Origin of the sequence: Actinomadura macrotermitis, assembly GCF_009604375.1 — a bacterium.
Taxonomy (GTDB): Bacteria; Actinomycetota; Actinomycetes; order Streptosporangiales; family Streptosporangiaceae; genus Spirillospora; species Spirillospora macrotermitis.
Window position 1 is genome coordinate 235,533 of the sequence record NZ_WEGH01000004.1, and the last position, 23,611, is coordinate 259,143.

Annotated in this window: 14 protein-coding genes and 2 pseudogenes; 6 read left to right on the forward strand and 10 right to left on the reverse strand. The window is 70.1% G+C overall.

The features are described 5' to 3' along the window. Positions 1 to 355: 355 nt before the first annotated feature. Positions 356 to 1,765: a wax ester/triacylglycerol synthase domain-containing protein gene (locus tag ACRB68_RS29665; RefSeq protein WP_153538352.1), complete on the forward strand. Its 1,410-nt coding sequence runs from the start codon at positions 356 to 358 to the stop codon at positions 1,763 to 1,765. A gap of 72 nt (positions 1,766 to 1,837) precedes the next feature. On the opposite strand, the gene ACRB68_RS29670 is transcribed toward ACRB68_RS29665, so the two are convergent. Together ACRB68_RS29670 and ACRB68_RS29675 are read right to left on the reverse strand one after the other, a co-directional pair. Continuing rightward, positions 1,838 to 2,686 (reverse strand): SDR family oxidoreductase, encoded by an 849-nt coding sequence (locus ACRB68_RS29670; protein ID WP_207709858.1) that lies wholly within the window; start codon positions 2,684 to 2,686, stop codon positions 1,838 to 1,840. Positions 2,687 to 2,827: 141 nt separating this feature from the next. Then, positions 2,828 to 3,727, reverse strand: coding sequence for a patatin-like phospholipase family protein (locus ACRB68_RS29675; protein WP_194293508.1), 900 nt, complete (start codon positions 3,725 to 3,727; stop codon positions 2,828 to 2,830). A gap of 229 nt (positions 3,728 to 3,956) precedes the next feature. Here ACRB68_RS29675 and ACRB68_RS29680 point away from each other — a divergent pair, with 229 nt between their 5' ends. Continuing rightward, a complete protein-coding gene (locus ACRB68_RS29680) occupies positions 3,957 to 4,937 on the forward strand; it encodes a 3-oxoacyl-ACP synthase III family protein (RefSeq protein ID WP_153538356.1) in 981 nt (326 codons plus the stop codon). A gap of 355 nt (positions 4,938 to 5,292) precedes the next feature. On the opposite strand, the gene ACRB68_RS42890 is transcribed toward ACRB68_RS29680, so the two are convergent. The 5 genes and pseudogenes from ACRB68_RS42890 to ACRB68_RS29705 all read right to left on the reverse strand — a co-directional run bounded on the left by ACRB68_RS42890 (position 5,293) and on the right by ACRB68_RS29705 (position 10,843). Then, positions 5,293 to 5,805 carry a transposase gene (locus tag ACRB68_RS42890; RefSeq protein WP_207709859.1) on the reverse strand — a complete coding sequence of 171 codons (513 nt, stop codon included), beginning with the start codon at positions 5,803 to 5,805 and terminating at the stop codon, positions 5,293 to 5,295. A 519-nt stretch (positions 5,806 to 6,324) separates the two neighbouring features. After that, positions 6,325 to 6,495, reverse strand: coding sequence for a hypothetical protein (locus tag ACRB68_RS29690; RefSeq protein WP_153538358.1), 171 nt, complete (start codon positions 6,493 to 6,495; stop codon positions 6,325 to 6,327). Positions 6,496 to 6,682: 187 nt separating this feature from the next. Continuing rightward, a complete protein-coding gene (locus ACRB68_RS29695) occupies positions 6,683 to 7,879 on the reverse strand; it encodes an alpha-hydroxy-acid oxidizing protein (RefSeq protein ID WP_153538360.1) in 1,197 nt (398 codons plus the stop codon). Positions 7,880 to 8,908: 1,029 nt separating this feature from the next. Further along, positions 8,909 to 9,170, reverse strand: a pseudogene (locus tag ACRB68_RS42895) (IS630 family transposase); the annotation flags it as partial. Between the two features lie 752 nt (positions 9,171 to 9,922). Then, a complete protein-coding gene (locus ACRB68_RS29705; RefSeq protein WP_153538362.1) occupies positions 9,923 to 10,843 on the reverse strand; it encodes a metal-dependent hydrolase in 921 nt (306 codons plus the stop codon). 719 nt (positions 10,844 to 11,562) lie between these two features. Between ACRB68_RS29705 and ACRB68_RS29710 the strand changes: the two genes are divergently transcribed. Then, the gene (locus ACRB68_RS29710) at positions 11,563 to 11,808 is read left to right on the forward strand and encodes a hypothetical protein (RefSeq protein ID WP_153538364.1); all 246 of its coding nucleotides are present in this window, start codon (positions 11,563 to 11,565) and stop codon (positions 11,806 to 11,808) included. A gap of 59 nt (positions 11,809 to 11,867) precedes the next feature. On the opposite strand, the pseudogene ACRB68_RS41640 reads toward ACRB68_RS29710, so the two are convergent. Further along, a pseudogene (locus tag ACRB68_RS41640) lies at positions 11,868 to 11,985 on the reverse strand (IS5/IS1182 family transposase); the annotation flags it as partial. An 860-nt stretch (positions 11,986 to 12,845) separates the two neighbouring features. Between ACRB68_RS41640 and ACRB68_RS40330 the strand changes: the two are divergent. From ACRB68_RS40330 to ACRB68_RS29730, 3 genes are all read left to right on the forward strand, one after another. Further along, the gene (locus tag ACRB68_RS40330) at positions 12,846 to 13,013 is read left to right on the forward strand and encodes a hypothetical protein (RefSeq protein ID WP_194293548.1); all 168 of its coding nucleotides are present in this window, start codon (positions 12,846 to 12,848) and stop codon (positions 13,011 to 13,013) included. A 148-nt stretch (positions 13,014 to 13,161) separates the two neighbouring features. Further along, on the forward strand, positions 13,162 to 14,487 hold the full coding sequence (locus tag ACRB68_RS29725; RefSeq protein WP_153538370.1) for an acyltransferase domain-containing protein: 1,326 nt from the start codon (positions 13,162 to 13,164) through the stop codon (positions 14,485 to 14,487). Positions 14,488 to 14,493: 6 nt separating this feature from the next. Continuing rightward, positions 14,494 to 20,043: an SDR family oxidoreductase gene (locus ACRB68_RS29730; protein WP_153538372.1), complete on the forward strand. Its 5,550-nt coding sequence runs from the start codon at positions 14,494 to 14,496 to the stop codon at positions 20,041 to 20,043. 140 nt (positions 20,044 to 20,183) lie between these two features. Here the strand turns inward: ACRB68_RS29730 and ACRB68_RS29735 are convergent, their stop codons facing one another. Then, positions 20,184 to 21,590 (reverse strand): serine/threonine protein kinase, encoded by a 1,407-nt coding sequence (locus ACRB68_RS29735; protein WP_153538374.1) that lies wholly within the window; start codon positions 21,588 to 21,590, stop codon positions 20,184 to 20,186. A gap of 837 nt (positions 21,591 to 22,427) precedes the next feature. After that, on the reverse strand, positions 22,428 to 23,387 hold the full coding sequence (locus ACRB68_RS29740; protein ID WP_407924320.1) for a beta-ketoacyl-ACP synthase 3: 960 nt from the start codon (positions 23,385 to 23,387) through the stop codon (positions 22,428 to 22,430). Between the last annotated feature and the right edge of the window lie 224 nt (positions 23,388 to 23,611).

Sequence of the window (23,611 nt, forward strand, 5' to 3'; positions counted from 1 at the left end):
TCGGCCGGGAGGGGCCCTGCGGCCCCCTCCCGGCCCGGGCTCGACACCGCCGTGGCGCGAGAGCCTGCCGGGCCGGACGCACTCACTTGCTCGCAGCGGTGGCCGCCCTGCGCCCCGGTCCCGATCAAGCCCCGAGCGCCAAGGCGGCCGGGCCGCCGGTCGCCCGGCCTGAAACTGGATCTTCGTTCTCATTGATTTCCGCAAGACCGCGGGCACAAATGTTCAGCGTGGAGGCACCTCCTCATTCATTTGACTTCATGCCGTCATATACTTGACTAATTATGGCAAGGATAGTAAATTAAATTTGGCTTTGACGCTCAAGGCATGGCGTCAGCGCTCCCTGCCAGGAGTGGCGATGGACGACGGCAGAACAGTGGACGGCTGGGAATCCGACGGCCTGATGGGCGGCGTCGATGCCATCATGTGGCGGATGAGCGCCGACCCGCGCGCGCGTGTCGAATGTGTCTGGATCGGTCTGCTCGACAGCGCCCCCGAGTGGCGGCGCTTCGTTGAATGCTGCGAGTGGGCGACGGACGAACTGCCGCGGCTGAAGCAGCGCGTCGTGGAACCCCTGATGGGCCTGGGGCCGCCCGGATATGCCGACTGCCCACATTTCCGCCTCAGCGACCACGTATCCGAAAACATTCTGCCCGGACCGGGCGACCTGCGCCAGGTGCTGGATATCGCAGAACGATGGAGCGCGCTGGATTTCGATCGAAGCCGGCCCCCATGGGGAGTTCTCCTGCTCAGGGGCTTCGACGCCTCCAGGGCGGCGGTCGTGGTGAAGTGGCACCACGCCCTGGCCGATGGCCACGGGTTTTTGCAGACGCTGCAGTTCCTGCTCGGCGCATCACCGCGCCCAACGGCGACGAAGGGTGACCGCGGACCGGTTCCGCACGTGAAAGGATCGGGTTGGCGGCGGGAACAGATCGCGCTCAGTGTCGGCGCGCTTCCGCGGGGAGTCGCGCAAGTCCTGCGGACCACGTCCGCGGAAGTACGGCAGGCATCCCAGCATCCCTGGTCGAGAACTCGCCAAGCTTTCAAACTGGTCCAGACGGCCGAACAGGCCATCCCCCGTGCCCGGCCGTCACGGTTGTTCGGGCAGCGGAGCCTGGCCCGCCGGTTCGAAGTCATCGACCTGCGGATGCCTTCCTTGAAGAAGGCGGCCAAACACGTGGACGCCACGGTGACTTCGGCGTTCGCGGCGGCGGTCCTCGGTGCCGGTCACGACTATCACCGGCACCGTGGGGTGGGAACGAAAGCCGTTCCGATCGCGGTTCCGGTCAGCGTCCGGAAGCCGGGACGCCATGTCGGCGGCAACGAAGTGTCCGCGCTCTTGCTGGCCTGGCGATTGAGCGACATGAATGCCGCAGACCGTGTCAGGGCCGTGCACAGCGAGCTGGCCCGCGTCCGCGCCAGGTCCGTGAACGGCCTCTTCCCGGCTTTGGCCGAACTCGGCGCCTGGGTTCCCGCGCCGCTGATCCGCTCGACGGCTCCTCTGCTGTGCCGGAGCATCGATCTTTGGGTGAGCAGCATGGTCGGCCTCACGCCGCCGGTGCACCTGGCGGGCGCAGAGGTCACCGACTCCTTCATCCTCGGACCGCGCGCCTCATCGGCCTGCCTGGCGGCTCTGACGTCACATGGCGACAAGGGGTACCTGACGCTCAACCTCGATCCCGCGGCGATATCCGATCCTGATCTTTTCTGTGCCCTGGTGCGGCGCCACCTTCAGGAGATCATCGGCATCGCGGCCTCCGCCTCCTGAAACGGGGGCGGGGGCACCTCGACTCGCCCGGGCCCGCGGGATGTTTCCTGCCGGGCCGGCCTGCCGCACGGGTCATTCTGGTGACTGTTCGCCGGAGACTTCGAAGTGCGGCGGAACGGCCGAGGCGGCGGCCATGCCTCCGTCGACGGTCAGCGTCTGGCCGGTGATGTAGGAGGCGCGGGGGGAAAGCAGGAAGGCGATGGTGTCGGCGATCTCCTGAGCGGTGCCCAGGCGTCGCGCCGGGATGCAGGTGGCGGCTTCGCCGAGGTCCATTCCGGACGTGCCTGCGTAGAGGCTGAGGGAATCGGTCGCGATCAGGCCACCGCTGACGGCGTTGACGTTGAGGCGAGGCGCGTATGCGCAGGCGAGGTAGCGCACCCATGCCTCAATGGCGGCCTTCTGCACGCCGACCGCGGCGTAGTACGGGAGCGCTTGGTCGGCGCCGAAGGAGGATACGGCCACGATGCGGCCGTCCGGTGTGCTCGACATGATGAGTTCGGCGGCGTGCTGGGCCGCCAGCGCGAATGCGCGTGCGCCGGTGGCGTAGCTGCGGTCCAGGTGATGTGGGTCCAGACGGGAGACGGGTTTGAACGGGCCCGCCGCCGCGTTGGCCACGAAGTGGTCCAGCCGGCCGTAGGTCTGGACCGCCTCAGCGAGCAGGCGCCGGACACTGTCCGGGTCTTCGATGTCGCTCTGCAGCGCCAGGGCCTGGCCGCCGTCGGCGGTGATCTGGGCTTGCACCTTTTCGGCCAGGTCGCCACGGGTGCGGTAGCTGAACACCACTGTCGCGCCGGCACGGGCGAGAGTGCCGGCCAGGGCGCGGCCGATTCCCCTCGTCCCGCCGGTGATGACGGCCACGGTCTTGGCGAACTCACTCATGAAAGCCTCTTCCCTGGTCGTGGGACGGTCGCTGATCGTCACTCCGCGTCCTCCGCCGTTCATCGGCACGCGGCTCATCACCGCGCCGCGCGCGAGCCTCGCGCGCTCGCGACCGGCATCGGCGTCATCGAGGCCCGGTCCCGGCCTACGTGCGACCCCGCTGGAGCGGCACGCGTCCCGGCCCTAGTCCCGGTCGGCCTCCTGCCACACGGCGGCGGGGCCCGAATACCTCAGTTTGGCGCTGGTCGCCAGGTAGGCCTTGGTGGACAGGTAGGCCTCCCGGATACGGCGCTCGCTCTCTTGATAGGGGTCCCTGAGGTCGATTCCCATGATGCGTCGCAACACCTGCGGTCCCGACGACGGATCCGCGCGGCCGACGGGGAGCATGTGCACGGTCACGTCAGGGGGGAGGCCGGCGACCATCTTCTGGTGGCGCCAGCGCAGTACCATTCCCGTCAGCCCGACCTCCCACAGGGAACGGGGAAAGCCCAGCGACCTCTCCATGTCGGTGATCTGCAAGAAGTAAATGGTCCGGGCCCCCAGGCGGACGGCGCGGTCGATCGGGAACGGGTTGACGACGCCTCCGTCGCAGTAATAGGTGTCCCCGATTTTGACCGGCTCCATGATGGCCGGCGCGGCAGCCGCCACCAGCAGGGCCGGGACGAGCGGACCGGAATCGAACCAGACCTCCCGGCCGGCCACCATGTCGAGACCGACGCACTCGAAATGTACAGGCAGTTCTTCGAAGGATTCCCTCATCAGATAGCGGGCGAGAGCCGAGCGCAGTGCTCGCTGGGTACGCCTGCGCCGCCCCCTTGAGACCAGGCGGGCCAAGGCGTCGCGAACATCCCACCGCAGGTCGGCATCGAGCAGGAAGTCCTCCCAGAGACCTCGTACGGCGATGAGCCCGTCCCGGTCCGGAGAACCTGCGAACACAGAACCGATCAGTGCGCCGGCGGACGAGCCGATCACGATGTCCGGCCGCACCCTCGCCTCGACGAGTGCGGTCAGCATTCCCAGTTCCGTGCTGGCCAGCTTTCCGCCACCGCTGAGAACGAAAGCGATCTTTCCCTCATTCTCCATGATCATATTTTACAAGTCCATGACTGCCATGTAAAGATGAGGCTGAGTGATCAAAGGATGGACCCGTGACAGCAAATTGATTTCGGGTGCTCCATATCCTCTTCCCCGGGTCTCGGATACCGAATTGTTCGCCGGAAAGCGCGGAACGGCAAGAAATGTGCGGTACACGCCGCGGACGTATCCCCCCGGGGAGACCAGCGATCGACCCGTGCGGCGGAGGGAACCACAGATGGGCATCGGAATCTTGGGCACCGGTGCGTACGTGCCGGAAGAGATCGTCGACAACGCCACGGTCGCCCAGTGGACGGACGTACCCGAATCCTGGATCGATGAGCGCACCGGCGTCTTCGAACGCCGGTACGCGCCGGAGGGGGCGCGGACCTCCGACCTGGCGGTGCGCGCCGTCAGGGATCTGGAGACGCAGTGCCCGCAGGCGCTCGGGCGTCTGGCGGCGATGATCGTGGCGACATCGACACCGGACCAGCCGCAACCGGCCACGGCCGCCATCCTGCAGGGACGGCTCGGCCTGGGGGGCTTCCCTGCCCTGGACATCAATGCCGTATGCAGCGGAGCCCTGTACGGACTGGTCACCGGCGCCGCCTTCTCCTCCTTCCAGGAGGGAACGCCGGTACTGCTCGTCGCGGCGGACATGTACAGCAAGATCGTGGATGGCCGTGACCGCCGTACCGCCAGCCTGTTCGGGGACGGCGCCGGCGCGGTACTGCTGGGGCGGGTGCCCGACGGCTTCGGGCTCGGCCCCTACCGGCTCACCGCCCACGGCGAATTCGCCCACTACGTCGAGGTGACCGCGGGCGGGACGCGGCAACCGATCGATGGCGCGGCCCTGGCGGGAAGGCTGGACAGGTTCCGGATGCACGGTCCGGAAGTGCGCGAGTACGTCATCCGCATACTGCCGGAACTGATCTCGGAAGTGCTCGACGAGGCCGGTCTGCGGGCACGGGACATCGACCGGTGGATCCTCCACCAGGCCAACCCGCGGCTACTGGAGGAGTTGTCCCGGCTGCTCGCCGTGGATCCCACGCTCGTTCCGGTCACCGGGAGCCTTTACGGCAACAGCGCGGCGGCTTCGTTGCTGGTGACCCTGAACGAGAGCGTGCGAGCCAAGCCTCTGGAACGCGGTGCGCGCGTCATGTTCGCGAGCGTGGGCGGTGGCATGACCGCGGGCGCGGCCCTGCTGACGTGGTACTAGGGCGTGTTTCAAAGCCGGTCGTTGATGCAGGCGATGTTGACGATGGCCTGGTAGCGGACGGCGAGTTCGTCGTACCGGATGGCCACGGCGCGGTGGCGGTCGATGCCGCACTCCACCGCGTGCCGGACCTTGTGGTCGGTGGCGCAGAATGCCGTGGCCGTCCACCGGCGCGGCCGCGCCGTCGGCGGTGGCCGATCTGGCCGGCCGGTTGCGCGATCGTGGCACCGATGCCACGACAGCGCAGGTAGGCACGATCGGCGCATGGGGAGTAGGCCTTATCGGCCCGCACCCGCACCGGGCGGGTGCGCCCGGGCCCGATCCGCGGCACCGCGATCGCCTCCAGCACCGGCCGCAACTAGGGCGAGTCGCCGCGTTGCCCGGCCATCGCCAGCACCCGGCGGCCCTGCTCGCAGGCACATGGATTTTGGTGGCCGGCCCGCCGCGCGAGCGTCCCAGCCTGTGGTCGGCCGGCCCGCAGCAGGAGCCGACGCCGCCCGCCGGGTCCTGCTGGAGGCCGGTACGGGCACCGGCGGCGGGCGGGTGAGCGCGGGCGATGATGGAGTCCCCCGACCCGCCAGTCGATCAGTCCGGCGGCATCGGCGCGGGCCTGCGGACCGGTCAGGATCTGATCCCAGATCCCGGCCCGCTGCCAGCGGCGAAACAACGAGCAGACCGCTTGCCAGGAGCCAGGGCAGGCACGTCCCGCTGACGTGCCTACCCGCACCCGCCGGCGGATGGCGTCGATGAGCCGGCGTTCGGTCCACCGCAACGGACGGCCCGGCCGATCGGGGACGGGCCGCAGCGGCTCCAGGACCGTCCACTGCGCCTCGGTCAGATCGAACCGCCTCGTCACCGCCAGGCCGGCCACCAGGTCTCCGGCACTGCCTGGTCACTGAACCTGCCACCGGAGACCTCATGCGTCGGCGATCGCGACACACCACCACACAGCAGACTTCGAAACACGACCTAGGCCGCCGGCGAGATCCAGGATCGTCGCTTGGGCGGTGGTGAGATCGCCGGATGGGGCGACCTCCACGTGCTGATCGCCGATACCTGCGGCTCGGGCTGCTTCCAGGCGGGCGGGCGGTCCCCCACCAGAATGACGAAGGCGCCTGACAGTTGCGCCAAAGCGGCGGCGGCCAGACCGACGGGGCCGCTGCCCTGCACCACGACGGTCTGGCCGAGTCTGGCTGGGCACCGCTCTCCCAGGACTTGCGCCATGGTCGGTCCGGCGCAGGCCAGGGACATGGCAGCGAGCGGGTCGATCTACGGACTGAGGCCGATCACGTCGTTCCGGCTTCCAGCGTGATGAAGTCGGTCCCCTGGCCAGGGGAGCCGGTGGTGGGGCGGTTGATCCCGTAGGTGCGTCGTGGGCGCACAGTGTCGGTCAGCGCAGGTCCTGGCAGTAGTGGCAGCGTCCGCAAGCGATCGACGATGCCCACATCACGGTGTCGTCGGCTGAGAGGGGACGGCCGAGCGCGTCGCAGGTGGTGGTGTCGGCGAGTTCATGAATGGTGCCCATGGCGGTGATCTCGACCCTGGGGAGGTGTTCGGCCATCCAGCGCGCCACGGTGCCGGCGCCGGCCCCCCAGTTCCAAGCAACGCGTTCCCGGCCGGCGCGGCAAAGCTGCCGGTACCTCGAAGGAGGCCGGGTCCAGCACATCACTCAAAGCGGTCAGGCGGTGTCCTCTCCCCGGCAGCGGCATGGCTGAACAGTGCGTCGCCGTAACGCTCGGGCCGCCGGTTCATGTCCCTTCCCTCCCGTGCGCAGGCAGGGGAGTCAGGTCCGCTGCGGACAGGGTGTCGCACCGGTGGTGGCCGGTCAGTTCCAACGCATCGTTGAACTCGGCCTGCAGACACCGCAGGACATGCTCGACGCCGGCTTGACCGCCCACCGCCAGGCCGTAAAGCCACGGCCGGCCGATCATGACGGCACTCGCCCCCAGGGCCAGAGCGATCAGCACGTCGGTGCCGGTACGTACTCCGGAGTCGAACAGCACCGGAACGCGGCCCGCGACCTCGGCCACCACCGGCGCCAGGCAGTCCAGCGCCGCCACTCCGCTGTCAAGCTGACGCCCGCCGTGATTGGACACCACGATGGCATCGGCACCGGCATCGACCAGCTGTGCCGCCTCCTCCGGACGGCAAACGCCCTTGACCGCGATCGGCAGCTTGGTCCAGGACCGCAGGACCGACAGGTCGGCGGGGGTCAGGCTGGGTTTGGTGAAGATGCGGTTCCAGGTCGCGACCGCCTTCTCCAGACGGGCGGGATCGTTTCGGATGTCAGTGCCGCCGTGGCTGAGTCCGGCCAGTTCCCAAAAACGCGGGTCGGACAAGTAGTTGTCCAAGCCGTAACCATGCTGGAACGGAGAGAATCCCGCCGCCAACTCCCGGGGCCGCCACCCGGCCGTGTAACAGTCGCCCATCAGCATGATCGCGCTGTAGCCGGCGGCTTCGGCGCGGGCGATGAACGAGCGCGCCAGCTTCTCATCGTCGGGCCAGGCGAACTGGAACCACTTGGGAGCCTCGGGAGCGGCCTGGGCGACCTGCTCCAGCGACGTTGAGGCCGACGTCGACAACACCTGGGTCACGCCGGCCTCAGCCGCCGCCCGCGCCGCGGCGCACTCGGCGCCGGGATCGGCGAGGTCGGCGACCCCTGCCGGGGCCAGTAGCACCGGCATGCTCATCGGCGTGCCCAGCAGCCTCACCGAGGTGTCGACCGCAGTCCCTTCCCGCAGAACCCGGTACCTCAGCCCCCAGCGGGCGAAGGCGTCCAGATTGGCCGCTGCGGTCAATCCCCGTCCGGCCGCGCCCGCGATGTAGTCGAACGACCGCGTCGACAGCGCTCGACGGGCGGCCTCTTCCAGTTCGGTCACCCCGAACGGAAACCGGCTTCCGCCCTCCTTGAAAACCTGACCCTGATAATTTCCCGTATAACCCATCCTTTTTGCCTCCAACGACTGGGCCGCCCGACATGAGCACAGCGCCGGCGCCAACTTCTGACACCAATAGAAGAATTGCTTGCTCAACATTTCGGCTATGCGAAACCGATTAAATCAGAGTCCTCCCATCCCCTATCGTCGGCTTCAGGGGAACGCTGACATGCCAGTGGCCGCGGCGCGCCCGACGTCCCTGGTGCGCATGGCATCGTCGGCCCGAAAGACCGCTGCCGGAGCGCAATAGAAGACGGTCGCCGGTCACCGCCGAGCATTCCGGGCGCCGCTCGGCCGCCTGGACCACCAGCGCCACGAGCACACGGCGTCGGAGATACCCGACAGCGCAGCGATCCGCTCGGCCGTCTCCACGCGCGTCCGTCAATGCAGAACGGTGACAGGCGCACCACGCCGGTGCGCACCTGCCGTTCCATTTCCTCCCATACTTCCGGGACCCCATATCCCAGGCTGCTCGTCGCCACGCCCGAGTGGATGTCCGGACAGGTCCGGCCACTGGAATCGGCCGGCCTCCTCTGCCGGGAACGATTTCCAGGGTTCCTGACATAAGACCGGAAGCCACTTCGGAAAGCATGTACGATGGCGGCCAGTGATATTAGCGCCGGTCACCTGCGACTATTTCCACCATGATGCCCCTTATGCGCCACCTTGGGGAATAACCCATTTCCGATATGGCAACTATAGTGTTACCTTATAGCGAGGGGTCGGCAAATGCTTCGACAGCAGACTTTAGGATTGATCCATAATCCTTCTGACCGCCGATTGCACGGGAATGTGGGCAGCGGCAGACGAATAGTTGAGGCCATGCCTGTGAGCTGGCCGTTGGCGGAAAGGCCGCCTGGAAATTAGAATCCCTTCGCCCCTCGGCCGTAGATCAACAAAATGTGTGCGGGCGTGCGGCCCCGACGTTTCGGTGCATGCCGAACGGGCCGTCAGGGATGCCGCCAGTGAGTTGACCGCTTGGGTTCACCGGGTTTGTTCATGCGGCCTTGGGACACGGGCGGCCCCAGCGTTGCCGGTGTTGCGCCAGCGTAGGTATCGCTGCAGCCTGCGGGCCAAGACGGGGGGGCGGGGTTGCCCATCGTGAAGGTGCGCAGCGGTCCGCGAACTGGGCCTCAATCGGGTGGGCTCAGGACGCGCCGGTCGGGGTGAAGCGCAGCTCGACCTTGTTCTTGCGCGACCAGGTGCGGATGGCGGGGGTCTTGTTGGACGACAGGTTGTCCAAGACCACGTAGATCGGGGCGCCGTCGGGGCGCGTAGCCCGGATGGTCTTGAGGGCCTTGCCGGCGGCGTCCTCAGCGGCCTTGGCAGAGTTGACAGATGCGGCGTTGGCCGCCCGCGTAGCTTGCTCAGTGAGTCGTTGTGCCCGTGCAGCGGCCGCCTGCACCCCCTGCTGCTTGGCACCGGATTCACCGCCCAGTTGCCGGCGTCGCTCGCCGCTGCGGCGTTGGCACCGGCGCACGCAGCCGCGTTCGTGGCCTGGGAAGCCTGATCACCGGCTTCGGCGGCCTTGGCAGCGCTCTTGGCGCCCGGCTGTGGCATCACGGCCTTCTGCGCAGCTACGCGGGCATCCTGAACGAGAGAGGCGTTGCTGCGGGCTGCCGCGGCCGCGACAGCCGGCCTTGCATGCGCCGCTGTCTGCCCCGCCCGGCTAGGGCGTGTTCCAAAGGCAGGTCCGTAGGGTGTTGTGGCGTGCTCCGCCGCCGTTGTCGCACGGCTTGTCGTGCAGCGGCACCGTACAAGACCCGCGACGCCGCGCACACAAGCGGTCGACTCACGAGAAGCGGGTCTGTCGGCCGCAGCGGTGCCAGGAGCACGAAGGTCGGCTTCGGCGCGACACCAGAGGCGGACCGAGCGCGTCAGCGAAACCGCGCGCCGGCCTCTCACGCTGCTCGCCGAGAGCGTTCGGCCAAGTGATCGGACGGCAGCACCGGTCAGGGCGGACGATGACTTGGCCGGTTTGCACCGTTCGGACGTCGGAGCCGGCCCGGTCGGCTCGATGGCAAGCGGCCGGACGAGTGCCCCGGACCTGCACTACCGATCCGGTCGACGACCATCGGCCGGGGATCCGGGCTGAGGCTCTCCATGGCGGGCCATGGAGACGGGCTTTCCGATCCGGGGACTGAGCTCGTCGCTCCAACGCGCGACCAAGGCCGCGGTCTCGCGGTCGCCGGGATGGAAGTCGGCCCGTTGATAGTCCTGGATCCGACGGAGCGTGTCGCGCCGCAGCCATGGCGAACGACGCAGCCTGACGACGCTGGGCAGCAGACGCCGCGGGTCGTAGGCCGCCGGGTCCAGGGCCATCGACAGCGCGGCGCTGAAAGAGATCGAGCCGACGAAGGAGAGGCTGACCAGCCGCATCGTCCAGGCCCGCAGCAACGGGCCGCCGCCGATCACCTGGTAGACGTCGAACGCCACCGCCTTGTGCTCGACCTCCTCCAGGGCATGCCACAGGAACATCGTCCGGATCTCGTCGTCGCCGAAGAGCTTCTGGGCGTCAGGATCGGTGAGCAGCACCTCGGCCAGGGTCGCGGTGTAGTGTTCCAGCGCCGCCGTGACGGCGAGCTGGACGTTGCGCGGCACCGACTTCTCGGTGAGCCCGAAAACGTAGCGGGTGAGCCGGTCGACGAGGGGGGTGGGATACCCCAGCGCCGCGAGCCGGTCGTTGAACTGACGGTGCTCGCGTCGATGGGCGGCCTCCTGCGCGACGAACCCGGTGACCTGCTCCTTCAGTCCTGGGTCGGTGACCTGGTCGCGATAGTTGCGAACGGTGCGGATGAAGTAGGCCTCCCCCTCCGGGAACACCGCCGACAGCGCTGCGACGACATGGCTCATCACCAGGTCGCCTCGCATGAAGTGCCGAGGAGTCGCCTCGTCGGTTCCCAGACCGAAGCTGACGCGGCGCGGACGTATCGGCCTCAGGTGGACAAGCGATGTCGTACGAACGTCGGTCATCTCGGTCCTACTCCTTCCGGACCTCGCCGGCCCGTCTGTTGGCGGCCGCCCGGCCCGCGGATCGCGCGGAACATGCTTGGCCGCCTTGCGCGCCGGCGACAAATGAAAAGATGAGTTCAGGCCGGTTTCTGCCACCGAACTTGCACAGAGCGACGTGCGTTCAGCGATGGCGCACACGGCTATGCCGGCTACCCGCTGCTGGAGATGCGACAAGGCTGATTCGAACGCCTACCGCCGATGAAATGTACGAACACGGGTGTCACTCATCGCGAACGTCCTGCCCGGCCGCAGCGTCCGAACGGGGATGGAAGTCGTCCAAGACCGGGAGCCGTTCCCGAAGCAAGCGCGCGCACTCGATGAGATTATGAAGTATCACCATTCCCTTCTACGCATACGACTACTGTGCTCGGTGATATCGTGCGTGGAGCAATCTGCGAAGTCAAGGAGCCCTTGAGTGTCCACGATATATGAAACCATGAGGCGTGGTCGCCACATTCGATTGTTAGTAACTTTCTCCCTGACTTCGCTTGACAGAAGTCTGTATAAGCTATCGGCGGCCGAAAGAATCGTCTAGCCCGGACATCAGGGCCGGGTGAACTTACAGGACGACCGAAACGGCCTGACGCTCCGGAACGCGCCCTCAGGGGCAAGGAGGGGCGACATGCCCATGCTCGAACCACTGAAGGCCGTCTCGTCACTGTGTTGTGAAGCGGGCTGTGATGGTCGTGGTCGATGGATGGCCACCCGGTGAGGGTGAGGTCGTGCAGGTAGAGGCCATCGGCCATGACATCGCGCCCGCGAAGTGGCCCGACCTGCCGCAACGCCAGGTCGGTGTGCCGGTACACCGCCACCAGCAGCACCTGAGCGGCTGGCGGCAACGCCCACGGACGCCCCGGCCGGCCATCGGCGATCAGCGGACCGCCCCGCGCCAGCAACCCGGCGAACGCGCCGATCCACTGAGCTGATTCCATCCTCCGCTGGTGTGGCGGAGGGTGAGGATGGCTTGGACAACGACGTTCAAGCCGTGCGCGCGCACTGCGGTCAGGTCATGGGGTCGAGCCAGGCAGAGCCGGTGCCGCCCAGATCGGCCGGCCATCCGGACCGGTGATGAACGGGACGTTCACGCCGTGGCGGCGGTGCTTTCCGAGCAGTACAGCCGGTCGAAGGTCTCGTTGCGGCGCAGGCGCACCGGCACCCGGCAGCGCCTGACGACCGGGCGGCAGCCGCCGCCACCGTGACCGGGCCTGGATCCGGTGCCCGCCGATCGAGTCGGCCATGAACGTGCGGGCCGAGAAAGACAGCAGCATCGGAGCCCCCCTTTGCAGTCAAGGTCGTCGCACACCTCGATCCACCAGGAACTCTCTGGCCATAGACCACTCCGCACCGACCGCACCACTTTGTGACCAGCAAGATCAAGTTGGAATCAGCTCACTGCCGTCGACCAGGGCAGCGCGAGCGACGGCCACGGCCGGAGTCCAGGCAGCCGGTGCCGGCAGGAGCGATGGCGGGCGGCCCCGAAAATCAACGCCGGCCCGCCGGGCGAGAGCATCGGCCTCGTCGGAATACCAAAAAACAGTGAGCACTGTGGCCATGCCAGTTACTGCCGTTCGCAGAGGTGAGCGTGCGCTAAAAGAAAATGTTTATCCCCATCGTCAGAGGTGACATAGGGCACGGCTTCCACCGCGAAAACAAGTATTTCGGTCACCCCCTTCGAACAACGGTTCAAGTGACGAAACCGCGGCGTCGTCCAGCAAGAGGTGTTCCATGGCCGGTCCTGCCCAGAATGAGAGCGATCGCCGTCGTCGGGTGGTGGAACTCGCCGAGTCCGGCAGTCCGGCCCTGTCCTCGCCGATCGGCGAGGCCGCGCCGGAGGGCGGCGGGCACCGGGTCCCTGAGCGTTCTCCGGGACCGGTGCATCCCGCCGGCCGGAACGGGACGGAGGCCATCGCGCCGGCCGGGCGACGACGCGGTGTACGCGTGGCCGACCGCTCAGATCGCGGCGATGGGCGCTCCGAGCGCGGTCGGCATCCTGCGCCGGCGGGATCCGGCCGCCGAACGGCTGACGGTCGACGAGATCATCCGGCCTGCCACCACCCGGAACGTACCGGTCGCCGTGTTCGAGCATCTCGGTACCGCAGAACCCTGCTTACGGCACGACCTGCCGCAATGAACCCACCGAATCGATCCTCTATCCCGCGAAAGAGCCGACCCATGTCTTTCTCGATCCGTTTCTCCCGATCCCATGGCGCCGCGCCGTCGAGGGCCGGCGCGTATGAACCGGGCGCCGGCATGTCCCTCCTCATCCGGAAGGCCCGGGCATGGACACCGAACTGACCGTCCTCCTTTTCCCCGGCCAGGGCGCCTATCGCCCCGGAGTCCTGCCAGCGCTCAGCGAGGCGTCCCCGGAGGCCGCGGCGGCCTTGGAGGAGGTGGGCGCAGCGTCGGGAGGGCTGCTGGACCAGCTCGTCGCCGCCGAGCCGGGCCTGTCGCTGGCAGAGCTCGCGCGGCTGCATCCGGACGGCCTGCAGCTGGGGATCTTCGCGGCCTCGGTCGCGATGTGGGCGGCCAACCAGCAGGACCTTCGCGACGACACCGTCCTGATGGGACACAGCGGCGGGGAGAACGCCGCGTTCACCTGCGCGGGCGGCTACTCCGTCGCCGACGGCACCCGGGTGCTGCTGGCCCGCAACGCCGCGCTCGCCGGCCTGAACTCCGGCGACGGCGGCATGGCCGCGCTCGGGCTGGACGCCGCGCGGACCGAGGCCCTGCTGCGGCTGGCCGACGATCCGGCCGTCGCGGTCGCGTGCCGCAACGCGCCCGGCCAGACCGTCGTGTCCGGCCCGGACCGGGCGCTGGCACGCGTCGAGGCCCTCGCCGGGGCGCTGGAGGTGCCCTTCACCCGCCTCCACGCGCCCTTCCCTTTCCACAGCCCCCGCATGGCCCGTGCCGTCGCCGCCTACCGGTCCGGCATCACCGGCATCCCGCAGCGCCCCCTCTCCCGTCTGGTGTACTCGCCGCTGCTGGCGCGCTTCGTCGGCGACGATGACGACCTGGCCGTTCTGCTGGCCGACCAGTTCGTCGCGCCGGTGGAACTGATGGCGGCGGTACGGAGCCTGCACGAGCGCGGTGCCCGGCACTTCGTCGAATGCGGCGTGGGCCGGGCGACGGCGGGACTGGCCGGCCAGACCGTCCCCTCGGTCCGGACCTCCACCTGGGACACCGGACCGGAGCCGCCGCGGCCCGCCGGGGAAACCGCCGAGAGCTCCCCCGATAAGCCCGAACCGAGCCCGCGCCCCGCTCCGGCGGAGCCCGAACCAGCGGAGCCCGCTCCGGCAGAGCCCGCTCCGGCGGAGCCCGAACCGGCGGACCGCTCCGAAAGCGCGGAGCCGGGCGACGTCCTGCAGACCCTGCGTGAGCTCTACGCCGAGTCCCTGGAGTACCCGGTCGAGGCGTTCGAGGCCGGCGCCGACCTCGAGGCCGATCTCGGCATCGACTCGCTCAAGCAGACCACCCTGCTGACCAAGGTCGCCGAACGGTTCGGCCTGTCCACCGACGACGAGGTGAACATCGCCGACCATCCGACACTGGAGGCCGTCGCCGAGGCGGTCCGGAGCCGGATGACCGCCGACGAGGGCGAGGGGTGAGCCGTCGTGCCTGATTTCCGCGGCAAGGTCGTCCTGGTGTCCGGCGGCGGCCGGGGCGTCGGCAAGACCATCAGCCGCCGGTTCGCGCTGGCCGGAGCCCAGGTGTTCGTCAACTGGTTCCATTCCGGTGACGAGGCGGAACGGACGGTGCGGGAGCTGCGCGCCGAGGGCGCCGACGTGGAGTCGCTGCGCGGTTCGGTCGCCAAGCCCGAGCACGTCCGGCGCATGCTCGACCAGGTGGGCCGGCGGGCCGGCAGGCTGGACGTCCTGGTCAACAACGCGGCCGCCAGGTGGCTGCGGCCCATGGAGGAGCTGACCGAGCGCGAATGGACGCGGACCTGGCGGACCTGCGTGCAGGGCACGGTCGATCTCTCGCTGCAAGCCGCCGGGATCATGGACGGCGGCGCCGTCGTCAACCTGTCGTCCATCGGCGCCACCATGGTCATGGGGAACTACGCGGCCGTCGGCGTCGCCAAGGCGGCGGTGGAGGCGGCCACCCGCTATCTGTCGGTGGAACTGGCGCCCGCGGGCATCCGCGTCAACTGCGCCTCCAGCATGCCGGTCGACGGCGAGGTGCTCGGCCTGTTCCCCGACCACGACCGGTTCCGGCGGGTGGTGGAGGAGGCGGCGCCGCTCGGCAGGCTGGTGACCGCCGAGGAGTACGCGGACCTGGTGCTCTTCCTCGCCTCCCCGCAGGCCGCCATGATCACCGGTCAGACGGTGCTGGTCGACGGGGGGCTGTCGCTCGGCGCGCCGCTGCTGACCCCGCCCGCCTACCGGCACGCCGCGCCGGAGGCCGCCGCCGGACCCCGGGCCGGTCAGGACGACGCCGCCGCGTCCGGCGAGGAGGAGATCGATGCCGGCGAGGCCGTCGCGATCGTCGGCATCGGCGCGGTCGTCCCCGGCGCCGCCGATCCCGGTGCGTTGTGGCGGCTGCTCCAGGCGGGCGAGCCGGTCTTCCGCGAGCCCGGCGAGCGCTGGTCCCTGGCCGCCCACCACTCGGCGGACCCCGACAGCCCCGACCGCAACTACGCCTCCGCCTTCGGCTTCGTCACCACGCGGGTGGACGAGGCGACCCGCGAAGAGGACTACACCACCGCCTGGCTGCGCACCGCACTCGGCCAGGCGTGGCACGACCGGACGGCGCGAACCGGCGACAGGGTCGCGCTGCTGGTCGGGGCGACGCCCGATGGCAGCCAGCATCTGGAGGAGTCCGCCGTCCTGGCCGCGATCCGCGACCTGCTCGCCGACCACCCGGGCGGCGGGGAACTGGCCGGCATCGCCGAACGGCACCTCAAGCACGCCCGCACCCGGCCCGAACGCAGCCTGCCGCACGTCAGCGTCCGGGACGCCGCGGATTCGCTGCTGCCGCCCGGCATCGACACGCTGACGGTCGACACGGCCTGCAGCTCGTCGCTGTACGCGGTCGACCTCGGCATGCGCCGGCTGCGCTCGGGAGCCTGCGACATCGCCGTCTGCGGCGGGACCTTCGCGGTCACGCCCCGCGTGATGACACTGTTCTCGAAGCTGAAGGGGCTCAGCGAGACCGGCGGCCTGCACGCCTTCAGCGAGGAGGCGGACGGCACGCTGTTCTCCGACGGCGCCGCCGTCGTGGTGCTGAAGACCCTGGAGCGGGCCCGCGCCGACGGCGACCGGATCCACGGGGTCATCACCGGCATCGGGATCTCGTGCGACGGCAAGGGCAAGGCGATCTACGCGCCGAACGGCGACGGGCAGGTCCTCGCCCTACGGCGCGCCTACCGTGGCGGACGCGATCCCGCCGACACCGGCTGGACCGTGGCGCACGGTACCGGAACACCCGCCGGCGACCTCGTCGAGATCGGTTCCCTCAAGGACATGTTCCACGGTCCCGGGCGCATGGCCGTCACCTCCAACAAGTCCCTTATCGGACATACCGGCTGGTCGGCCGGGGTCGTGTCGCTCATCCACCTCCTCCTCGGCCTCGAGCAGGAGCGCATCCCCGCCCAGCGCCCGCCGGCCCGGCCGCCGCGCTCCTGGGACCTGCCGCACGGCATGCGCATCCCCGGCGAACCGGTGCCCTGGCCCGCCCGCGGCCGGTACCGGCCGCGCCAGGGCGGCGTCAACTCCTTCGGCTTCGGCGGCACCAACGCGCACGCGGTCGTCACCGAGCCGCACCCCTCCCTGCGTCCCGCTCCGCATCCCGCCAAGGACGACGATCCCGTTGTGGCGGTCGGCTGGAACGCCGTCCTGCCCGGCGCCCCCGGCCGGGAGGAGATCGCCCGCTGGCTGGACGGCGGGACGCCCGGCTGGCCCGCCCGCTTCCGCGAACTGCCCGAGGTCCCCTTCCGCATGTTGCCCATGCCGCCGGGCGGCCAGGACCGCATCGACGCCGTGCAGCGCCTGGCGCTGCTGGCGGCCGACGGCCTGCGCGACCGGCTGGGCGGCGTCTGGGACGCCCTGGGCGACACCGCCGGCGTCATCGGGGCGCACACCGGCCTCACCCACCACGCCTGCGGGTACGCGCTGCGCTGCGCGCTGGCCGGGCTCGGCGCCGCGCTCGACGCGGAGCCCGGTGCGAGCCCGCAGGCCAGGGCGGCGTTCGCGGAGCTGACCGAACTCGCCACCACCGGCATCGACGCGCCGACCGAGGACTCCTACCCGGGCTCCGCGCCGGGGCTGGCACCCGCGCGGGTGGCCATGGCGCTGGACGTCCACGGGCTCACGATGGGCATCGACAGCGGGACCGCCTCGGGCATCGACGCGCTCGCCGTGGCCTGCGACTACCTGCGTTCGGGTGATCTCGACCTCGCCCTGGTCGTGGCCGTGAACGGCAACGCCCGGCCCTCCTGGGAGGACCTGGTCCGCCCGGCGCTCGGCCCCGGCGCGGACGGGCTCGCCGAAGGCGCGCTGTGCCTCGCCCTGACCCGGCGGAGCATCGCCGAACGCTTCGACCTCACCCCCCTGGGACGGATCGAGCCGGGTGGCGGCGAGCAGGCCGAGGCCACGGCACCGCCGCCGGGTCCCAGCCTTCTGGCGGCCGATTCGGCGTTCACCGTGCTCGGGCACCTGCTCCGGCGGCAGAGCGCGTCGCTGGCCTGGACCGATCCCCTCACCGAGCGGACCGCGCGCCTGACCGTCACGGCCTCGGAGCCCGCTCACGAGCCCGCCCGGCGATCCGCCGCGGAGGAGACCGTCGCACGTTTCACCGTCGAACTCCATCCTGTTCCGGCGGAGCGGGCCGGGCGGACCGTGCCCCTCTTCCCCGACGACTGCGTGATCCTCACCGACGCCCCCGCCGCGCTCACCGACCGCATGCCGCCCGGGCGCCACCTGACGCTCTCGGCGGCGTCCGAGGCGGGTCCGGCCCTCGCGTCGCTTCCCTGGCGGCCGCGCCACCTGCGGATCGTGGCGACGACCGCGGCCACCGAGCGGCTCATCGACCTGCACGACCTGGCGTTCCTGACGGTCAAGGAACTGTTCGACGACCTGGCGGGCGGAAGCACGGCCATCGTGCTGTGCGACGCGATCGAGCGAGAACTGCCCGCCGCCGCGGCAGGAATGTTCACCGGCTTCGTCAAGACCCTCGCCTGCGACTGGCCCGAAGCCGACCTGCTCTGCCTCGTCACCGGCACGCCGCACCCCACCGACGCGCTGCGCGAACTGGAGGAGGAACTGGGCGCCCAGCGCGCCACCCCCGTCGTGGTGCACCCCTCCCCCGGACAACGGCAGGAGACGCGCCTGATCCCGCTGACCGCCCCGGACGAGCCCGCGCCGCCGCTGGAGTCCTCCAGTGTCGTGGTGGCCGTCGGCGGCTCGCGCGGCATCACCGCCGAGCTGCTGAAGGACCTCGCCGAAGAGGCACGGCCGCGGATGTGGATCCTCGGCAGCAGCCCGATCGGCGACGAACCCGACCCGGCGGAGGCGGCCGACCGGGCCGGCTACATCAAGCAGGCCCGCGACCGCGACCCGGAACTCTCCATCCCCGAGGCGGTCTCGCAATACGATCGCCTGCGCGCGCTCGGCGACTCCCGGCGCAGTCTGGCCGCCTTGGCCGACGTCGCCGGAAAGGACAGGGTCACCTACCTGACCTGCGACGTCCGCGACCGCGCAGCGGTCGGCCGCGCCGTTGAGCGGATCCACGCCGAGACGCCGCACATCGACCTGCTGTTGTTCGCGGCCGGAGCCAACCGGCCCGCCGAGACACCCCGCAAGCCGTTCGATGACTTCCGGCGCGTCCGCGACATCAAGGTCCGCGGGCACCACAACCTGACCGAGGCGCTCGCCGACCGGCCGCCCGCGCGCTGGATCAACTTCGGGTCCATCGCCGCGCTCGCCGGCCAGCCCGGCGAACTCGACTACGCCGCGGCGAACGACTACCTCGCCACCGCCGCCTGCCAGGCGAACGCGCGCGGCCAGGACCACTTCACCATCGGCTGGCCCGTCTGGCGCGACACCGGACTGGCCTCCGACCCGATGCTGCAACGGCGGCTCGCCCGCACGGGACTCTCCCGGATCACCACCGAGGAGGGCGTCCGGCTCTTCCGCGCCGAGCTCGCCGACGCCCCGCACCCGCCCTACACCGTGCTGCTCGGCCCAGGGGACATGGCCGTGGTCGGGCAGCGGTTCCCCGGCCTCCGCACCGACACTCCCCGCACCTACCCGCTGCTGGGACCGGGGCCCTTCCCGTCAGGCGATTCGGCGACCCTCGACTGCTCCATCGACGTCGGCCGCCACCCCTACCTGATGGACCACCTCGTGGACGGCCGGCCCACGGTGCCCGGCACCTTCCTGGTGGAGATGGCGGTGGAGGCGGCCACCACGCTGCACCCGTCGCTGGTGCCGGTCGCGGTGCTCGACGGCGAGTTCACCCACTTCGTGAAGACGCACCCGCGCCACGGGGACGCCGCCTTCCGGATCGGGCTCGAGACGATCGCCGACGACCCGGCCGAAACCCGGGTCGCCGTCACCTTCAGCAGCGATGTCCGGACCCCCTCCGGCGAGGTCCTGGAAGCCGACCGCGTCTACACCACCTGCACGGTCGTGCTCGCCCCGGCGGCCGAACCGGCGTCCGCGCCCGTCCCGCTGCCACCGGCTTCGGCGGAATCCCTTCCGGACCCCTACTACCTGCCCAACGGCTCGATCGCGCTCACCGGACCCTTCGTCACCACTGACGCCGCCGCCGTGTACGACGGGCACGCCTATGGACGGTTCCGCCTGCCGTCCGAGCTGTCCGACCTCCCCTTCCACGCCTTCCACACCCCCGCGTTCCTCTTCGACGCGCTGGCCAGGATCTCGGTCCTGAACGCCCGCACGCCGCGGGGAATCCCCGTCTTCGCGCTGAAGTCCTTCCACCGGGTGACCTTCCACCGGCCGGGTCCCGACGCCGAAGTGGCCGCGGCGGCGCCCGTCCACCTGCTCAGCACGCCGGAACCCGCCCCGGCCGGCACCGGCCCTTCCGAAGACGCCGCCTTCCGTTGTACCGCCGTCTCGGATACCGGGGCCGTGCTCGTCAGCATCGACGGTCTGCGCGGTCACCCCAAGGGCGAGGCCCCGTCCCCCAATGATCACCAGTAGCGCCGGCCTGACGAGTCCATGGCGAAGGCGGCGGGGGACCATGATCTGATCCGCCGGCGCCTTCTGCGCCACCCGCCCGGCCTGGACCTGGCCCCCATCATCGAGCGCGCGACTCCCAAGGTCTCGTGACCTCGGGGGCGTCAGAACCGCCAGGTGACCTTGATGACCGTGCCGCGGGGCGCCCTGGTCCCGGCGGCCGGGATCTGCCTGACGACGCGCCCGCCTTCGCTGGAGACGTCGGGCAGGACCAGTCCCGCATCGGCCGCGGCGCGCCGTGCCGCCAGTTCCTGGAGCCCGCGGAGGTCGGGGACGATGACCTTCTGGGAGGCGGCCGTCCGCCTGGCCGAGGGCGAGGCGGCGGGTGACGCGGGCCCGGTGGGGTCCACGCCCGAGCCGCTCTCGCCCGGCAGGCCCTGGCTGTCGGGCGAGGGCATCTCGGAGGCCGCGCCGTCGTCATCGCCGTCGCCGAGCTGCTGATAAGCGGCGTAGCCGCCCCCGGCGAACAGGACCACGAGAACGGCGGCCGCCAGGCCCCGCAGCAGCCGCCGGCGCCGGCCGGAGCGCGGGGCCTCTGGACCGGCGGCGACCTGCGCGCCGCCCGGAAGGGCCCCGGCGCGCGTCGCGGACGCGCCGCCACGGGGAGCGGTGACGTTCAGCGCGGCGGCGTGGGTGCGGCCCTCCGCGAGGAGCCCGTCGGCCGAGGTCCGCCGCTCGACCTCGGACGCGGCCGGCTGCCCGTCCTGGCCGAGCAGCCGGTGCAGCAGTCCCATCGAGGTCGGGCGTTCGGCGGGGTCCTTGGCCAGCGCCTGCGCCACCAGATCGCGCAGCAGGCCGTCCAGCCCGCCCAGCGCGGGCTCGCCGTGCAGGATCCGGCCCATCACCGCCGGGATGGTGTCCTGGCCGAAGGGCGGCGTGCCGTTGGCGGCGAACGCCATCGTCACGCCCCAGGCGAACACGTCGGCGGCCGGGCCGACCGGCACGCCGCCGCCCATCTGCTCGGGGGCCATGTAGGCGGGGGTGCCGACGACCCCGCTGGTCACCGTGGCCGCCGCGTCCAGGGCCTTGGCGATCCCGAAGTCGATCACGCGCGGGCCGTCGCCGCCCAGCAGGACGTTGTGCGGCTTGAAGTCGCGGTGGACCAGGCCCGCCTGGTGGATCGCCACCAGCGCGGTGGCCGTGCCGATCGCCAGGCGCTCCAGCGCCCCGTCGGCCATCGGCCCGTCCTCGGCGACCGCCCGGCTCAGCGACGGCCCCTCGACGTACTCGCTGACGATGTAGGGGCGGTCGCCGGCGAGGTCGGCGTCCAGCACCTGCGCGGTGCAGAAGCGCGCCACCCGCTTCGCGGCGGCCAGCTCCTGGACGAAGCGCCTGCGCTGCGCCGAGTCCTGCTCGGGATGCGCGTGCAGCAGCTTCACCGCCACGCGCCTGCCCTCCGGGTCCTCGCCCAGCAGCACCACGCCCTGGCCGCCCTGCCCCAGCCTGCCGAGCATCCGGTACCGCCCGAGCCGTTCCGGGTCCTCCGGGCGCAGGGGGGAAGTGTTCGTCAACGACGGCTCCTGTGAGGGTCACACGGCCGATCCCGCAATCGGCCGTCCGAATTATGCCTTGCATCCACCTAAACCGGCGGCGCCACCAGCGGCAGGCCCCCGGCATCGGACGATGCCGGGGGCCTGTTCGCGCAAGCGGGGGTGCGTCGGGGACGATGCGGGGCGAGGCAGGCCGCCAGGTTCACGCCGAAGTGGAAGTAGGCGGGCGATCCGGCGCCCTTCGCGCGGACGGCCTCCAGGTCATGGAACGGCACCACTTCCAGCAAGCTCGTCCTGACGACCGCCTGCACTCCTCAAAGCGATCGTCCGCTTCGAAACCCTTTCTCGCCCCAAGTCAGTGGCAAGTACCCTGACGGAGATTCCACGAACATAGATCCACTGGAGCTTTCCGTTTATAGGAAAGCTCGAAAATGATCACTAGAACAGAATCCGGCCACTCCTGGAGCAGTCTTTTCCGGACTGCTCACCACCGATCCAGGTGGTCATTCACATCCGGGACGGCGAAACAGAAGATCGAGGAAGGCCCGAATGCCATGCCGACGACCTTCAGGATGCCCCGAACGCGTAACCGCAGCGATGTTGTGATCACTTTTGGGGCAGGCAAAGCATATTCGAGCGCATCGCGAACCGATGAGGTACCTTCGGCCGCGGCCTTTCTGGAGCACGTCGGCGTCGGAGCCATCGAGCGGGGGCCCATACCGGCGTGATCGTCGCGCCGGGAAACCCCTCGAACGTCCCGGAGCACCAGGCCAGGTCGCCTTCGCCATGAAGGCAGGACAAGTGATTCAGAATAGGAAAAGCAGCCGAGCGGCCCTCCCCTCACCCTGCGCAGGGCCGTCAGGGGAGCTGCGCCACTTGGGCGGCATAGGTGCCGCCGGCGCCGAAACCTAGGAGCAGCGCCACCGCGCCGGGCTTGACGTCTCCGTCGGCGGCCAGGCGCTCCAGCGCCAGCGGAATGGAGGCGGCGGAGGTGTTGCCCTGGTCGCGGAGATCCTCGGCGACGACGACCCGCTCGGGCAGGCCGAGCGACCGGACCATGGACTCGATCATGCGGATGTTGGCCTGGTGCGGCACGAAGGCGTCGATCTGGTCCAGGGTCAGGCCGGCCGCGGCGACCGCCCGGCCGGCCACCTTCGGCATCTCATCGATGACCCATCGGAAAAGCCGGGGCCCCTCCATGCGGAGGTAGGGACGCTCGTCCGTCAGGCCGTCGCGGAAGGAGGCCCACTCCACCCGCTGTTCCAGCGCCCTGCTGAGCGAGCCGTCGCTGCCCCACACCACCGGTCCGACACCGGGTTCGTCCGAGCGCGTCACCAGGGCGGCGCCCGCTCCGTCGGCGAACAGCACGGCGGTCGCGCGGTCCCGTGGATCGACGATGTCGGTCATCCGCTCCGCCGCGACCACCAGCACCGTGCGCGCGGAGCCCGCCCTGATCAGGCCGCGCGCCGTTTCGAGGGCGTAGGGGAAGCCGGCGCAGGCGGCGGACAGGTCGAAGGCCGGGGGGCCGGCGATCCCCAGGCGCTCGGCGATCCGGACGGCCATGGCGGGGGTCTGGCCGGTGAAGCTCATGGTGGCGCCGATGACACAGTCGATGTCGGCGACCGCCGCGCCGGCGGCGGTGAGCGCGCGTTCGGCCGCGGCGGCGCCCATCCGGCTCAGGGGCTCCTGAGGACCGGCGAGGCGGCGCACGCGGATGCCGGTCCGCTTGACGATCCATTCGTCGCTGGTGTCCATCATTTCGCTGAGATCGTGGTTGCTGACCTGGAGGGCGGGCCGGTACACGCCCAGGGAGGCGATTCGGCAATGCGAGCCCCGGGAACCCGCACCAACGCCGGTCACTGTTTCCTCATTCGATTCTTCCTCACCTCGGCGGCGACTGGAACGATGACGATCTCACCGTAGGCAATGGAATTCATGACGTCCATGTCCTGGCGGATTTTCGGCAAGAGCCGGGACCTTTTTCCCATAGTAGGTGGGCCCGGACTGCGCGATGCTTGAGTCGTCGGCAGGACGTCGGCTTT